A 14,588-nucleotide genomic window follows, 5' to 3' on the forward strand; every position below is an offset into this window, starting at 1 on the left:
GTCCACGCCCGAGGCACTGCGCCGGTTCGGCGCCCGCGAGCGCAGCGAGGCCGAGCGCGAACTCGCCGACTTCGAGGCGCTGTGGCGCCACGGCGCCAGCCCGCTGCTGCGTGAACTGATCGACGGGCAGGTCATCGAACTCCTGGGCGGCCCACTGGCACACCCGTTCCAGCCCCTGCTCAACCCGCGCCTGCGCGACTTCGCGCTGCGCGAGGGCCTGGCAGATGCGGCGCAGCGCTACGCGCACACGCCGGTGGGGATCTGGGCTCCCGAATGCGCCTACGCCCCCGGCATGGAGGCCGGCTACAGCAGCGCCGGAGTCGGCCACTTCATGGTCGACGGCCCCACCCTGCACGGAGACACCACCCTCGGTCGACCGGTCGCCGGATCCGACGTCGTCGCGTTCGGCCGTGACCTGCAGGTCAGTTACCGGGTCTGGTCGCCGCGCTCGGGCTATCCGGGCCACGCCGCATACCGCGACTTCCACACCTACGACCACGCCACGGGGCTCAAACCGGCCAGGGTGACCGGACGCAACGTGCCCTCGGAGGCCAAGGCCCCCTACGACCCGGATCGCGCCGACGCCGCGGTCGACGTGCACGTCGCCGACTTCGTCGACACGGTGCGCCGCCGGCTGACCGCCGAGTCGGCACGCATCGGCAGGCCCGCGCACGTGATCGCCGCGTTCGACACCGAGTTGTTCGGCCACTGGTGGTACGAGGGCCCGGTCTGGCTGGAACGGGTGCTGCGCGCACTGCCGGCCGCCGGCATCCGGGTGGGCACGCTGGCCGACGCCGTCGCCGGCGGTTACGTCGGCAGCCCGGTGGAACTGCCGCCCAGCTCCTGGGGGTCGGGCAAGGATTGGCAGGTCTGGGCCGGTGAGAAGGTCGCCGACCTGGTGCAGCTCAACAGCGAGGTCGTCGACACCGCGCTGAGCACCGTGGACAAGGCGCTGGCCCGCTCCGTGCTGCCGGATGCACCGACCCCGCGGCACACCGTCGCCGATCAGATCCTGCGCGAGACCCTGCTGACGGTGTCCAGCGACTGGCCGTTCATGGTCAGCAAGGACTCCGCCGCCGACTACGCGCGCTACCGCGCCCATCTGCATGCGCACGCCACCCGCGAGATCGCCGCGGCCCAGGCCGCCGGCCGCCACGAGCACGCCCAGCGGTTGGCCGAGGGGTGGAACCGGGCCGACGGGCTGTTCGGTGCGCTCGACGCGCGCCGGCTGCCGAACGCGTGACGATGAAGATCCTGCTGATCTCCTGGGAGTACCCGCCGGTGGTGATCGGCGGGCTCGGACGCCACGTCCACCACCTGGCCACCGAACTGGGCGCGGCCGGACACGACGTGGTGGTGCTCAGCCGCCGCCCGACGGCCACCGATCCGCACACCCACCCCACCACCGACGAGGTCTGTGCAGGCGTGCGGGTGATCGCCGCCGCCGAGGATCCGCACGAATTCACCTTCGGCTCCGACATGATGGCCTGGACCCTGGCGATGGGCCACGCCATGATCCGGGCCGGCCTAGCGGCCGGCTGGCGGCCCGACGTCGTGCACGCCCACGACTGGCTGGTCGCCCATCCGGCCGTCGCGCTCGCCGAATTTTTCGATGCGCCTTTGGTTTCCACGATCCACGCCACCGAAGCGGGCCGGCATTCGGGCTGGGTTTCCGGGGCGGTGAGCCGGCAGGTGCATGCACTGGAGGGCTGGCTGGTGGGCGAATCCGACGGGCTGATCACCTGTTCGGCCTCGATGCGCGACGAGATCACCGCCCTGTTCGGGCCCGATGTCCCCGATATCACCGTCATCCCCAACGGAATCGACACCGACGGTTGGCCGTTCGCGCCGCGGCGGGCACGCTTAGGGCCTGCCGAACTGCTCTACTTCGGCCGCCTCGAGTACGAGAAGGGCGTGCACGACGCGATCGCGGCGCTGCCCCGGATCCGGCGCAGCCATCCCGGCACCACACTGACCGTCGCCGGAGACGGCACCCAGCGCAGCTTCCTGACCGAGCAGGCCCGTCGCCACAAAGTGCTGAAAGCAACGAATTTCGTTGGACAGGTTGATCATTCACAGTTGCTTGCCCTGCTGCATCGTGCCGACGCCGCGGTGTTGCCGTCACACTACGAACCCTTCGGGATCGTCGCGCTCGAGGCTGCCGCGGCCGGCGCACCACTGGTCACCTCGACCGCGGGCGGCCTCGGAGAGGCGGTGATCGACGGGCACACCGGGCTGTCGCATCCCCCCGGTGACGTCGGCGGACTCGCCGCAGCGGTACGGGCGCTGCTCGACGCGCCCGGCTCAGCGCAACAGCGGGCGGTCGCCGCGCGGGACCGGCTCACCTCGGATTTCGCCTGGCACACCGTCGCCGCCGACACCGCGCAGGTCTATCTGGGCGCCAAACGCGGTGAGCGCAGACCGCAGCCGCGCCGGCCCATCGCCGAACGCGCACTGCCCGAGCGCTGATCAGCCGCGGGTCAGGACTTCTTCTCCCGCCAGACCCGCTCGAACGGCAGCCGCCACGCATGGGGGGCGATCATCTGGTGAATCGCGTTGGGCCCCCAGGTGCCCGGCTGGTACATCTTCACCGGCGGCGGGTCGAGCAACAGCGGGGCCGACCGCTCCCACAGCGACTCGATGCCCTCGGCGGTGGTGAACAGGGTGTGGTCCCCGCGCATCGCGTCCAGGATCAGCCGCTCATAGGCCTCCAGCACGTCGTCGATGTAGTCGGTCTCCTGGGTGGAGAACTGCATCGACAGCTTCTCCAGCTTCATGCCCGGACCAGGGCGCTTGCCGTAGAACGACAGCGAGATCTTCGACGAGTCCGCCAGGTCGAACGTCAGATGGTCCGGCCCCTGAGCGCCGACCCCCGACCCCGGCGGGAACATCGTGCGCGGCGCCTCCTTGAACGCGATCGACACGATCCGCTGCCCCTCGGCCATGCGCTTGCCGGTGCGCAGGTAGATCGGCACGCCGGCCCAGCGCCAGTTGTCGATCCCGACCTTGAGCGCGATGAACGTCTCGGTGTCCGAATCACGTGCCACGCCCTCTTCTTCGCGGTAGCCGGTGTACTGACCGCGCACCACGTTGCCGATGTCGATGGGCAGCATCGACCGGAAGACCTTGTTCTTCTCCTCGCTGATCGCGCGCGGCTCCAGCGCCGTCGGCGGCTCCATCACCACGAACGCCATCACCTGGAACAGGTGCGTGACGACCATGTCCTTGTAGGCGCCGGTGCTCTCGTAGAAGTTCGCCCGCGCGTCGAGGCCCAGCGTCTCGGGGATGTCGATCTGGATGTGGTCGATGAAGTTGCGGTTCCAGATCGGCTCGAACAGGCCGTTGGCGAACCGGAACGCCAGAATGTTCTGCGCGGCCTCCTTGCCCAGGAAGTGGTCGATTCGGAAGACCTGTGATTCGGTGAACGTCTCATGGACGAACGCGTTGAGTTCCACCGCGCTGCGCAGGTCGGTGCCGAACGGCTTCTCCATCACCACCCGCGAACGCTCGACCAGATCGGCCTCCTTGAGCATCGTGATGACCGACTCGGCGGCCTTCGGCGGCACCGAAAGGTAGTGAAGGCGCTGCACCCCGTCGCCGAGTTCGGACTCGCACCGCGCCACCGCCGCGGCCAGCGCCTCGGGGCCCTCGCCCTGGGGGACGTAACTGATCTTGGCGGAGAACTGCGCCCACTGTTCGTCGGTCAGTTCGTGGCTGCCGAAGGAATCACAGGCCTCTCGGGCCAGCTCGCGGAACTCGTCGTCGGTGTACTCCTCCAACGACGTGCCGACCAGACGGATGTCCGGGGTCAGCGACGACTGCTCGAGATAGGCGATACCGGGCAGCAACTTGCGCCGCGCGAGGTCACCGGTGGCACCGAACAGCACGATCACGAACGGCGCCACGGGCGGATCGTCGTGGCGGAACGGATGCGCACCCGTAGCGGGGTAGGCGATGTTCTGGTGGCTGGGTGTGGTCACCTGCTGATGCTGTCATCGACGCCGTGCGGTCGCAGCGTCAGCGGCAAACCCAGGTCAGTGCGAAGCCTTCTTGCGTTCGATGTCGGCCAGCGCCGCGGCCAGTTCAGCCCGCTGCGCCGCCGACGTCTCCCACGACAGCTTGCGGTTCTTGACCACCCGGGCCGGGGCGCCGACGGCGATCGAGAAATCCGGGATGTCGCCTTTGACCACCGCGTGCGAACCCAGCACACATCCCCGGCCGACGGAGGTCCCCCGCAACACGCTCACCTTCACCGCCACCCAGGTGTCGGGTCCGATGGACACCGGGCTCTTGACGATGCCCTGGTCCTTGATCGGCAGTTCGATGTTGTCCATCTTGTGGTCGAAGTCGACGATGTAGCACCAGTCGGCCATCAGCACCGAGTCCCCCAACTCGATGTCCAGGTAGGAATTGATGACGTTGTTGCAGCCGAGCACCACTTTGTCGCCGATCCGCAGCGAACCCTCGTGGCAGCGGATGGTGTTGCCGTCACCGATGTGCACCCAGCGGCCGATCTCCATCTGGGAGAGCTCCGGGGTCGCCTGGATCTCGACGTCCTTGCCGAGGAACACCATGCCGCGGGTGATGATGTGCGGGTTGGCCAGCTTGAACTTCAGCAGCCGCCAGTACCGCACCAGGTACCAGGGGGTGTAGGCGCGGTTGGCCAGGACCCACTTCAACGAGGCGAGAGTGAGGAAGTCGGCTTGACGCGGATCCCGCAAGCGCGACCCTCGCCAGCGCTTGTGCAGCGGCGCGCCCCACATCGTCGTCATGGCCGCAAAGCCTACGCGAGCGGGCCCACGACATTCCGGGCCCGCTGCGCGCCGGTGGCGGGCCGCGAAACGGTTACCCTCACGTGGGCTCGAGAAAAGGCACCGATGCCACCCGCGCTCCGGGAGAACTGAAGGGAACACGTGCTGCGGCGAATCTTCGTCCTGGCCGCGACGGCGCTGATTGCGGGCGCCTCAGCCGGCTGTGGCAACACCGATTCCTGGGTGTTGGCGCGCGCCGCGGACGGCTGGGCCGCCCAGTACGCCAACGCCGAGAACAACAGCTACTCGCCCGTCTCGGGCGCCGGCACGCTGCGCCTGGACTGGATCCGGTCGGTCAAAGGCGAGCTGGGCGCCCAGGCGGCGCTGAGCTCCGACGGCTACCTGGCACTCAACGGCCAGACCGCGGCGGGATGCTCGCTGATGGTCTGGGAGAACGACAACCGTGCCCGGCAGCGCTGGTGCACCCGCACCGTCCAGGGCGGCGGGTTCGCCGGCCCGCTGTTCGACGGATTCGACAACCTCTACATGGGTCAGCCGGGCCTGGTGCAGTCCTTCCCGACCACGCAGTGGGTGCGCTGGCGCCGCCCGGTGATCGGCATGCCGATGACGATGCGCTTCCTGTCCCCCGGCAATCTGCTGGTGGTCACCCACCTCGGCCAGGTGCTGGTGTTCGACGCCCAGGGCGGCACCGTCGTGGGCACCTCGCTGGACCTGGTGGCCGGCCTCGACCCCACCGACTCCCTGCGGGGGCTCGAGGACTGTCGCTCCGCCGGGCCCGACTGTCCGGTGGCCGCCGCGCCGGCGTTCTCGGCGACGACCGGCACCGCGGTGGTGCCGTTGTGGGAGCCCGGAGCCGACGAGCCGGTACTGGTGGGACTGCGCTACCGCCCCGGACAGACGCCGGAGCTCCTGCGCGAGTGGACCAGCGACGCGGTCGGCGGGGGGCCGCTGGCCAGCCCGGTGCTGTCCGAGGACGGGTCGACGGTGTACGTCAGCGGCCGCGACGAGCAGCTGTGGGCGATCAACAGCGACGACGGCACTGCCAAATGGTCGGTGCCGTTGGGCTATCTCGCCCAGACCCCGCCGGCGGTCACCCCGAGCGGGCTGATCGTCGCCGGTGGTGGACCGGGCGCCGAGCTGGTCGCGATCCGCGACACCGCTGAGCAGGGTGAAGAGTTGTGGCGCCGCGACGACGTCACGCCGCTGTCGACGTCGAGCCTGGCCGGCGTGGGCTATACCGTCGTCCCCGACGGCCCCGCCGAGGGGGATGACGAACCGGGGATGGCGCTGGTGGTGTTCGACCTGGGAGACGGTGGCACCGTCAACCGCTATCCGCTGCCCGGGGCCACCGGATGGCCGGTCGGAGTGTCCGTCGGCAGCGACCGCCGCGTGGTCACTGCGAGCAGCGACGGCCGGGTTTTCGGTTTCGCGCCCGCCTGACCGCTCGAACCGAGGCCCGCTCTAACCAAAGGCCTCGACCAGCGCGCCTATATCCGGCCGTCCTAACACCGCCGTGACAAACAGGTAATGCCGTTCTTTCCTGTCGGTGAAAGAGTGCTGTTTCGAAACACCAAAACACGCCCGAACGGACAAAGGGGACACCAGGTGTCGGAATTCCTCGGAAGCGTCAGCGACCTCGTATGGCACGAGACGCTCGTGTACCTCTGCCTCGCCGCCGGCGTGTACTTCTCCATCAGGTCCCGCTTCGTGCAGGTACGACAGGTCCCCGAGATGGTGCGGCTCATGCTCAAGGGCGAGAAGTCACCCTCGGGTGTCTCGAGTTTCCAGGCGCTGACGATCTCACTGGCCGGACGCGTCGGCACCGGCAATATCGCCGGTGTGGCCACCGCCATCGCGTTCGGCGGCCCCGGTGCGCTGTTCTGGATGTGGGTAGTGGCCTTCCTGGGAGCGTCCACGTCGTTCGTGGAATGCACCCTGGGCCAGATCTACAAGGAACGCGACAAGCTCACCGGCGAGTACCGCGGTGGCCCGGCGTACTACTTCAGCCACGCATTCGCCAACACCGCCGGCGCGGTGCCGATGAAGATCTACGGCTACGTCTTCGCCGCGGTCACCATGCTGGCCATGGGTCTGCTGCTGCCGTCGGTGCAGTCCAACTCGATGGCCTCGGCGATGCAGAACGCCTGGGGCTTCGGCGAATGGTGGGTCGCCGTCGGCACGGTGATCGTGCTGGCCTTCGTCATCATCGGCGGCGTCAAGCGGATCGCGACCTTCGCCTCCATCGTGGTGCCGTTCATGGCGGTCATCTACATCGTGCTGGCACTGGTCATCGTGTTGATGAACGCCGGCGAGATCCCCGGCATCATCTCGCTGATCTTCTCCAGCGCGTTCGGGTTGGACTCCGCGTTCGGCGCGATCCTCGGCGTCGCGGTGATGTGGGGCGTCAAACGCGGCATCTACTCCAATGAGGCCGGTCAGGGCACCGGCCCGCACGCCGCGGCGGCCGCCGAGGTCTCACACCCCGCCAAGCAGGGGCTGGTGCAGGCCTTCGCGGTCTACATCGACACCCTGTTCATCTGCTCGGCGACCGGCTTCCTGATCCTGTCGACCGGCGCCTACCGGGTGTTCGAGGGCGAGAGCGCCGACGGCGCGGTGATCGCCGACGGCGGCATCCTGCCCGACGGCACCGAGGTCGGCCCGGCGTTCGCGCAGAACGGCTTCGACACGCTGTGGAACGGCGCCGGGTCCAGCTTCATCGCGTTCTCGCTGGCGTTCTTCTGCATCACCACGATCATCGCCTACTACTACATGGCCGAGACCAACCTGCGGTTCCTGCTCGGCAAGACCGCGACGATCAGCGTCCCCTACATCCGCGGCACGGTCGGGTCGAACACCACCATCCTGCTGCAGGCGCTGATCCTGGTGTCGGTGACGATCGGCGCGGTGTCCACCGCGGCGGACGCGTGGACGCTCGGTGACATCGGCGTCGGCCTGATGGCCTGGCTGAACATCATCGGCATCATCATCCTGCAGCAACCCGCCTACAAAGCGCTGTGGGACTACGAGAAGCAGAAGAAGCAGGGGCTGGACCCTACGTTCGACCCCGTTGCCCTCGGCATCAGGAACGCCACTTTCTGGGAGAATTACGACCCCGCCACCGGCAAGGACAAAGTGCGGTCGGCGTCCGCGTGACCGGCTGGCCTGAGCTGCGTGCGGCTCAGGCCAGCATGGCGGCGACGGCGCTGCGGGGAACGACCGCCCGCAGCGCCCCGCCCGCGCCGGCCATGATCTCGCCCTGACCGAAGAAGAAGATCAGTTCGTCGTCGGTCAGCGCGAACTCCTGGTACTTGGCCGCATCCAGGCCGTGCGCCGGCGAGATGGGTGAGTCCACACCGAGCTGGCGGGCCAGGTCTGCCTGCACGATCGGGAAGATCACATCCAGCGGCCTGGTTCCGGGCCGGAACAGTTCCTCGAAGGTCATCGGCGCCTGCGTGCCGAGATCCCAGTTGAAGGACTTGTACCAGGTCTGGGGGTGCGCGCCGCCGACGTTCTCGTACAACTCGAACACCACGCTGCGGGTGCCCTCGGCCTCATCGACCGGTTCGGGCTCCTGCGGAGCGGGGTCGTCGGCGTCCGGATCGGCCGGCGGGCCGGAGCGGTAGTCGGTACCCCGGGCGTCCAGCACATAGGGCAGATTCCACGATCCGGGCATGTCGGAGACGTTGACGAAACCGTCCCGGGTCTGTTTCAGGTAGTCGGCGATCGCCCGCTGGTCGGGGTAGTCGGCGGGAAACGTGAAGTCCAGGGTGTAGGCGGGGTTGCTCACGTGCACCCGGCACGTTTGCTCAGGATCGACCGAACCGCCCAGTTCCGCGCACGCCGATTCCTGGGCCCCGGACACCGGGGCGGTAGCCAAACCCGAAACTACACCGGCTGCCAACAGGGCGGCGGCGAGAATGCGCATCGTCGGACGTCCTCGTGTTCGGCACCGAATCGGTCCTCGGCGCACTTGTTGCCAGGGTACGTGGCCGGTCAACGTGACGGACGGCATAGGAATGCCGTTGCCCGGCTGGCACGCCCGGCGCCGAGCCGGGCCAGCACCACCGTGGCCTGCGTCGACCCGCGCAGCCGTAGCCGGGTGCGCAATGCGTCGGGGTCGACGTCGAGACCCCGGACGAGGATCTCGGCCACCCCGACATCTCGGGCCGAAAGTGCCTGGCGCAGCCGTCGCTCGTTGAAGGCCAGGGTGTCGAGAATCTCGAAACCGCGCACCCCTTCGGGCAGCCGGTCTCCCGACAGATAGGCGATATCGGGATCGAGTTGCCACAGACCGTGCCGGGCGGCGTAGTGGCGGACCAGCCCGGCCCGGATCACCGCCCCGTCCGGCTCGACGATCCACCGGCCGGCCGGCGCCACCGGGCAGTCGTCGGGCTCTGCGTCGGTGAGCTGTTCTGCGGTGTCGAGCAGCGTGGCGCGCCGCCGCACCCCCGGGTCGGCGAGTCCGCGTGACCACAGGCACGCTTCGCGCACACTGCCCGCCAACGAGACCACCTCGATCTCACCCTCGAAGCCCAGTCCCCGCACCGCCGCGAAATCGATTCCGGGGGAACATTTCACGACGTGGTCGTAGGTGCCGAGCACATCGAGGAGTTCATCGAGGGGCGGAATGTAGCTGCGCGGGTCGAACCGGCGCCGGGAGCCACTGCGCCGGCCGGGGTCGGCCAGCACGACGGCACCCCTGCTGACCGGGTGAAGCACGTCGGCCCGGCACAGCGGCACCGCGGGGCCGTCCAGCCGCAGGTTGTGGTCGGCCATCGCCAGCCGCACCGGGTCGATGTCGCTGCCGATCACGAATTCTGCCGAATTGCGCAGCGCCGCAAGCTCGGTGCCGACCGAACAGGTGGCGTCGTGCACGACGGCGCCGGTCAGTCTGCGGGCTCGGCGCCCAGCCACCGGCGCCGCGGTGGCCTGTTGCAGCGCATCATCGGTGAACAGCCAGTGCGCCGCACCGGGAAGCTTGGCGGCGGCCTTGCGGCGGAGTCGGACGGTTTCCACCAATACTGCCGCGCGGTCACCGAAACGCTTTCTCGCCGAAGTGATGTCGGCGACCAAGGTGGAGTCGGTGAGCTCAGCTCCGGCAAGCTCGTGCAGCGCCGCCGCGCCCGCCGCGCCGCGCAGGTAGTTCACATCGTCGAGGCTGAACGCTACGACGACCCACCCTCCGGCTTCACCCCGGTGACCATGACGTTGTAGAACCAGCCCTTCGGCATCACCCGCCGCCACAGGTTGGCGTCGACCCACGACAGCGTGGTCCAGCTGCCGAACGCGAATTTCGCCCAGCCCCAGCCCAGCCGGCCCGGCGGGACCGCGGCTTCGAAGGTGCGGATGGGCCAGCCCAGCATCGCGGCGGTGAACTCCTCGCTGGCGGTGCGCACCTCGACCGCGCCCGCGTCGGCGGCCATCCGTTCGAGATCGCCGGGTTCGAAGGTGTGCAGGTCGACGACGGCCTCCAGCGCGGCGGCCCGCGAGGATTCGTCGAGCTCTGCCTGCGGCCGTCGCCAATCCGACAGGAACGGCAGCTTTGTGACGTTCGTCGCGACCCGCCAGGTCAGCGTCGAGAGCTCACGCGCGTAACGGTTGCCCACCGTGGTGGGTTCACCGGCGAACACGAACCGCCCACCCGGCTTGAGGATGCGGACCACCTCGCGCAGCGACTTCTCGACGTCGGGGATGTGGTGCAGCACCGCGTGGCCGACAACGAGATCGAAGGTGTCGTCGTCGTAGGGGATGCCCTCGGCGTCGGCGACACGGCCGTCGATCTCCAGGCCGAGCGACTGCCCGTTGCGGGTGGCCACCTTGACCATGCCCGGGGACAGATCGGTGACCGATCCGCGCCGGGCCACCCCGGCCTGGATCAGGTTGAGCAGGAAGAACCCGGTTCCGCAGCCCAGCTCCAGGGCCCGGTCGTAGGGCAGCTCGCGCTGGATGTCCTCGGGTACCGCCGCGTCGAACCGTCCCCGCGCGTAGTCGATGCAGCGCTGGTCGTAGGAGATCGACCACTTCTCGTCGTAGGTTTCGGCTTCCCAGTCGTGATAGAGCACCTGGGCGAGCTTGGAGTCGTGCATCGCGGCGTCGACCTGCTCCTGCGTGGCATGCGGCATCGGAGCCGGATCGGTGACATCGGAACTCGTCATGCAGGGCAGCCTAACTGTTCGCTGTGCGGCCATCCCCGGCGAATGCCGCCTTGGCCGCGGCCAGCACCGATGGTGGGTAGTCCAGGAAGCGGCCCGCCCACGAGAGCGCGGCGTCGTAGACCCCGTCCGGGGCCACCAGCTGGTCGATGAGGCCCATCTCGAGCGCCTCCCGCGCGTCGACGAACCGGCCGCTGAACACCAGATCCTTGGCCTTGCTGGCCCCCACCGCGCCGGCCAGTCGCCTCGTCCCGGCAGCGGCCGGCGCCAGGCCGGCCAGAATCTCCGTCGCCCCGAACTTCACGTTGTCCCCGCTGAGCCGCCAGTCGGCGGCCAGGGCCAGTGTCAGCCCGGCACCCAGCGCATAACCGGTGATCGCGGCGACCGTGGGCGTGGGCAGGCCGGCCAGCGCGTCCACCGCCTCCCGGCACAGCCGCGCGCTCACCTCGGCTTCCTGCGCGGTCAGCGTCGACCGTTCGGGCATGTCCTCGCCGGCGCTGAAGATCTCGTGCCCGCCGAACAGGATCACCGCGGCGACGTCGTCGCGGTCGCCGAGCGCGGCGGCGGCTTCGGCGATCTCCCGGTACACCTGCCGGGTCAGCGCGTTCGTCGGGGGGCGCGACACCAGCAGCGTCGCGATGCCCGGCCGCCGGCCGTCGCCGGAGACAACCACACTGACGAACTCCGTCACGCCCGCGGGGCCCCGTCGCTGTAGCCCTGCGGGGCGCGCCGGTTGCGGGCCGCGTTGTAGCGCTCGCTGTTGAAGAACTCGATCTCCCAGTTGCCGCCCTTCTGGGCGGCCAGCGACGGCTCGATGGCGACGATCTGGCGCTCGACCGCCAGCACCTCGGGCACCGTGCGGCCGTCGAGCGCGTCGAGCTGGGTCCACGTCGGGGGCAGCAGGAAGCTGCGACCCTCGGCGAAGTCGTCGAGCGCCGCCCGCGGGGTGACCCAGTCGGCCTTGTCGGTCTCGGTGTTGTCGCCGTCGGCTCGCTGCCCCTCGGGCAGGGCGCCCACGAAGAAGTAGGTGTCGTAGCGGCGGGTGCGCTCCTCTTTCGGGGTCACCCAGTTCGCCCAGGGGCGCAGCAGGTCGGCGCGCAGCATCAGCTTCTCGGTGCGCAGGAACTCGCCGAACGACAGCGACTTGTTCTCCAGGGCGGCGCGCTGCTCGCGGTACACCGACGCGTCGTCGACCAGCAGGTCCGGATCGTCGGCGGAGCCGGCGAAGAGCACGCCGGATTCCTCGAAGGTCTCCCGGGCGGCAGCGCAGACCAGCGCCGCGGCCAGATCGGGTTCCACCCCGAACCGCCGCGCCCACCACTGCCGATCCGGTCCGTGCCAGTCGACATCGGCGGTGCGGTCGCGGTCGTCGACTCCCCCGCCCGGGAACACCATCACACCCGCGACGAACTCCATCGCCGAATGCCGGCGCATCAGAAAGATCTCGAGCGGACTGACCGAGCCGGCCGGGCCACTGTCGGCGCCCCGGATCAGCATGACCGTCGCCGCCGGTCGCGCCGGGAGGGGCTCGGGTTCGTGGGTGTTCATGTCCGCCTCCTGTGTGCAGCGCGGGTCCGCGTGCGCCGCGCGAAGTAGCGGCCGTCGATGAAGTCCAGGGCGATCGACTGACCGAACGCCTTGGACAGGTTCTCGGCGGTGAGCACATCGGGCAGCAGACCCGAGTCCACCACCTTGCCCTCGGACAGGATCATGGCATGGGAGAACCCCGGCGGAATCTCCTCGACGTGGTGGGTCACCAGCACCAGCGCCGGCGCGTCGGGATCGTCGGCCAGGTCCGAGAGCCGTGCCACGAGTTCCTCGCGCCCGCCCAGGTCGAGGCCGGCTGCCGGCTCGTCGAGCAGCAGCAGTTCCGGGTCGGTCATCAGGGATCGGGCGATCAGCACCCGCTTGCGCTCCCCTTCGCTGAGCGTGCCGTAGGTGCGCTCGGCCAGATGCTCGGCGCCGACGCTTTCGAGCATGTCGACGGCCTGCTCGTAGTCCATCTCGTCGTACTGCTCGCGCCACCGCCCCATCACGGCGTAACCGGCCGAGACGACCAGATCGCGCACCACCTCCTCGTCGGGCACCCGCTGGGACAGGGCCGCGCTGCTGAGACCGACTCGCGAGCGCAGCTCGGACATGTCGGTGCGGCCCAACCGTTCGCCCAGCACATAGGCGGTGCCCGAGGAGGGGTGTTCCATCGCCGCGGCGATGCGCAGCAGCGAGGTCTTGCCCGCGCCGTTGGGGCCGATCACCACCCAGCGTTCATCGAGTTCCACCGACCAGGTCACGGGGCCGACGAGCGTGCGACCGCCACGACGGAGCGTGATCCTGGCGAAGTCGATCAGCAGGTCGGGATCGGCGGCTTCGGTGTCATCATCGGAGCTGTCGACTGGCACCCGCCCATCGTAGTCAGGCCACGAAGTCCCATCCGTGCCCGCCGCTGACCAGGACCCGGTCGGCCCGCGCCGCCGTCGCCGCGACCAGCGCGGAGTTCGGCTCGTCGACAGCCGCGACCCAGCTGCGTGCGGCCTGCGGGCTCTTACCGAAACGGATGTGGCGGGCGATCAGCCGTTCTGTCCTGGTTCGCTCGTCGGCGGCGACGAACCACACGGCGTCCATGGCCGCGCGCGCCCGCACCCACGGCGCGCCGAGCAGCAGATAGTTGCCCTCGGTCAGCACCAGCCGCGCCTGCGGGGGCACCGCCAGCGCGCCGGCCAGCGGTTGTTCGAGCTCACGGTCGAACCCCGGGGCATACACCGTGCGGTCGGTCTCGCTGCGCGCCCGCTCCAGCAGGTGTGCGTATCCGGCGGCGTCGAACGTCTCCGGCGCGCCCTTCCGGTCGAGCAGACCGAGCCGGCGTAGCTGCTCGTCGGCCAGATGGAAGCCGTCCATGGGTACGTGGGCCACCCAATCGGGGCCGCACCGCTGCGCGACCGCGGCGAGCAGCAGGGCGGCCAGGGTCGATTTCCCGGCGCCAGGGCTGCCCGCGATGCCCAGGACCGCGCGCCGCTGTCGCCGCCCCAGCGCGACGGCCTCGGCCACCAGGGTGTCCAGCGTGCTGTCGGCACTCACGGGAGCAACGTAGCGCGGCTCCGGCTCAGCCGTGATCGCGGAACCGCACCCGGATCGCCTCGAGGTCGCTGAGCTCCCGACGGCGGTCGTCGGTGACGTCCCAGCGGTCCCAGGATTCGACATGGTCGGTGGGCCGCATCGCGGCGTAGGCCATCCGACTCCACCAGGAGGAAACCCGAGCAGTCCAGATCAACATCCACTTTTTCGGCATGCGTCCATGCTTGGGCCTGTTGCGGTTGCAATTCCATAGCCAGTTGACGAATAGTGGCATCTATATGACGGCAAATGTGGCACAACGGTCCCTGGACACCGGGTTACTGGCCCGCGAGCTCGGCAACTGGCGCACAGCCAGTCGCAACGGGCCGGCCTACCACGGCCTGGCTGACGCGATCCGACTGCTGATCGTCGACGGGAGGCTGCCGATCGGTGCGCGACTACCCAGCGAGCGGGCGTTGGCCGACGCCCTGCACGTATCGCGCACGACGGTCACCGCCGCCTACACCCAGCTGCGCGAGGACGGCTATCTCAACGCCCGCCGGGGCGCGCGCAGCACCACCGCCCTGCCGGCGTCACCGGCGCCGCCGGGAGC

15 protein-coding genes are annotated in these 14,588 nt (G+C 69.4%); 5 read left to right on the plus strand and 10 right to left on the minus strand.

The window, feature by feature from the left end:
- Both ACXAID_RS22235 and ACXAID_RS22240 read left to right on the plus strand, forming a co-directional pair.
- A partial coding sequence (locus ACXAID_RS22235) for a 1,4-alpha-glucan branching protein domain-containing protein (protein WP_475024360.1) occupies positions 1-1,243 on the plus strand: 1,243 nt, incomplete at its 5' end.
- Positions 1,244-1,245: 2 nt separating this feature from the next.
- Entirely contained in the window at positions 1,246-2,469 is a 1,224-nt protein-coding gene (locus ACXAID_RS22240; protein WP_475024373.1) for a glycosyltransferase family 4 protein, read from the plus strand.
- 11 nt (positions 2,470-2,480) lie between these two features.
- Here ACXAID_RS22240 and zwf read toward each other — a convergent pair whose 3' ends face one another.
- Positions 2,481-3,980, minus strand: coding sequence for a glucose-6-phosphate dehydrogenase (gene zwf / locus ACXAID_RS22245; RefSeq protein ID WP_475024361.1), 1,500 nt, complete (start codon positions 3,978-3,980; stop codon positions 2,481-2,483).
- Positions 3,981-4,034: 54 nt separating this feature from the next.
- Positions 4,035-4,772, minus strand: coding sequence for an acyltransferase (locus ACXAID_RS22250; RefSeq protein ID WP_475024362.1), 738 nt, complete (start codon positions 4,770-4,772; stop codon positions 4,035-4,037).
- Between the two features lie 141 nt (positions 4,773-4,913).
- Here ACXAID_RS22250 and ACXAID_RS22255 point away from each other — a divergent pair, with 141 nt between their 5' ends.
- Positions 4,914-6,212, plus strand: a complete 1,299-nt coding sequence (locus tag ACXAID_RS22255) for an outer membrane protein assembly factor BamB family protein (RefSeq protein ID WP_475024363.1) — start codon at positions 4,914-4,916, stop codon at positions 6,210-6,212.
- Between the two features lie 165 nt (positions 6,213-6,377).
- A complete protein-coding gene (locus tag ACXAID_RS22260) occupies positions 6,378-7,925 on the plus strand; it encodes an alanine/glycine:cation symporter family protein (RefSeq protein ID WP_475024364.1) in 1,548 nt (515 codons plus the stop codon).
- Between the two features lie 25 nt (positions 7,926-7,950).
- On the opposite strand, the gene ACXAID_RS22265 is transcribed toward ACXAID_RS22260, so the two are convergent.
- From ACXAID_RS22265 to ACXAID_RS22300, 8 genes are all read right to left on the minus strand, one after another.
- Complete coding sequence (locus ACXAID_RS22265; RefSeq protein WP_475024365.1) at positions 7,951-8,697, minus strand: RsiV family protein; 747 nt, start codon at positions 8,695-8,697, stop codon at positions 7,951-7,953.
- A 68-nt stretch (positions 8,698-8,765) separates the two neighbouring features.
- Entirely contained in the window at positions 8,766-9,992 is a 1,227-nt protein-coding gene (locus ACXAID_RS22270) for a THUMP-like domain-containing protein (RefSeq protein WP_475024374.1), read from the minus strand.
- Positions 9,938-10,927: a class I SAM-dependent methyltransferase gene (locus tag ACXAID_RS22275; protein WP_475024366.1), complete on the minus strand. Its 990-nt coding sequence runs from the start codon at positions 10,925-10,927 to the stop codon at positions 9,938-9,940. Before ACXAID_RS22275 ends, ACXAID_RS22270 begins: the two co-directional genes overlap by 55 nt.
- Before the next feature lie 10 nt (positions 10,928-10,937).
- Positions 10,938-11,615, minus strand: a complete 678-nt coding sequence (locus ACXAID_RS22280; RefSeq protein WP_475024367.1) for an enoyl-CoA hydratase — start codon at positions 11,613-11,615, stop codon at positions 10,938-10,940.
- Positions 11,612-12,472: an NUDIX hydrolase gene (locus ACXAID_RS22285; protein WP_475024368.1), complete on the minus strand. Its 861-nt coding sequence runs from the start codon at positions 12,470-12,472 to the stop codon at positions 11,612-11,614. The genes ACXAID_RS22280 and ACXAID_RS22285 overlap by 4 nt, the downstream gene beginning before the upstream one ends.
- Complete coding sequence (locus ACXAID_RS22290; protein WP_475024369.1) at positions 12,469-13,323, minus strand: ABC transporter ATP-binding protein; 855 nt, start codon at positions 13,321-13,323, stop codon at positions 12,469-12,471. Before ACXAID_RS22290 ends, ACXAID_RS22285 begins: the two co-directional genes overlap by 4 nt.
- A 13-nt stretch (positions 13,324-13,336) precedes the next feature.
- On the minus strand, positions 13,337-13,999 hold the full coding sequence (locus tag ACXAID_RS22295; RefSeq protein ID WP_475024370.1) for a nucleoside/nucleotide kinase family protein: 663 nt from the start codon (positions 13,997-13,999) through the stop codon (positions 13,337-13,339).
- 25 nt (positions 14,000-14,024) lie between these two features.
- Positions 14,025-14,210: a hypothetical protein gene (locus ACXAID_RS22300; protein WP_475024371.1), complete on the minus strand. Its 186-nt coding sequence runs from the start codon at positions 14,208-14,210 to the stop codon at positions 14,025-14,027.
- A gap of 64 nt (positions 14,211-14,274) precedes the next feature.
- Between ACXAID_RS22300 and ACXAID_RS22305 the strand changes: the two genes are divergently transcribed.
- Positions 14,275-14,588: GntR family transcriptional regulator (locus ACXAID_RS22305; RefSeq protein WP_475024372.1), on the plus strand; the 314-nt coding region annotated here is incomplete at its 3' end.

Source organism: Mycobacterium sp. ABE4_509, assembly GCF_056160785.1.

Coding starts and splice junctions, on each gene's coding strand:
- ACXAID_RS22285 (WP_475024368.1), bottom strand. CDS start 12,472: ATGAACACCCACGAACCCGAGCCCCTCCCGGCGCGACCGGCGGCGACG.
- ACXAID_RS22240 (WP_475024373.1), top strand. CDS start 1,246: ATGAAGATCCTGCTGATCTCCTGGGAGTACCCGCCGGTGGTGATCGGC.
- ACXAID_RS22250 (WP_475024362.1), bottom strand. CDS start 4,772: ATGACGACGATGTGGGGCGCGCCGCTGCACAAGCGCTGGCGAGGGTCG.
- ACXAID_RS22300 (WP_475024371.1), bottom strand. CDS start 14,210: ATGCCGAAAAAGTGGATGTTGATCTGGACTGCTCGGGTTTCCTCCTGG.
- ACXAID_RS22265 (WP_475024365.1), bottom strand. CDS start 8,697: ATGCGCATTCTCGCCGCCGCCCTGTTGGCAGCCGGTGTAGTTTCGGGT.
- ACXAID_RS22275 (WP_475024366.1), bottom strand. CDS start 10,927: ATGACGAGTTCCGATGTCACCGATCCGGCTCCGATGCCGCATGCCACG.